Annotated in this window: 1 protein-coding gene; it reads right to left on the bottom strand. The window is 63.9% G+C overall.

The genetic code is table 11. The features are described from left to right. Positions 1–256: hypothetical protein (locus tag B4F73_RS09565; protein WP_290483107.1), on the bottom strand; the 256-nt coding region annotated here is incomplete at its 3' end. Between the last annotated feature and the right edge of the window lie 71 nt (positions 257–327).

Raw genomic sequence — 327 nt, 5'->3', positions numbered from 1 at the left:
CCTGCCGGTCCTCGACCTTGTCGCCATCGATGAACAATGTGCCATCCTTGAAGTGCAAACTGCGATGCTGGGGAACTGGGTTGATGTTGTCGGGTTCTCCGCCCGCGAGTTCGGCCATATCGACCTTTTCATCGGCTTCGGCAGAGGCACAGGCGGTGGCTACGAAGGCTGACGACATGAGGGCCGCGCTGCCAAGAAGTCCGGAAACACCTGCGCCGAGCAGACGCCGCGAGCGGGAGGGGCTGGGTGTGGTCATGCGGATCATTCTTTCCTTCAGGGCGTGAGTCAGGGGCAGGCTGGCCGCGGCGGTCAGGCGCTCCGGCAGGG

Origin of the sequence: Hyphomonas sp. UBA3601 (genome assembly GCF_002375605.1) — a bacterium.
Classification (GTDB): domain Bacteria; phylum Pseudomonadota; class Alphaproteobacteria; order Caulobacterales; family Hyphomonadaceae; genus Hyphomonas.
This window is presented reverse-complemented; position numbering and strand designations above follow the sequence as displayed.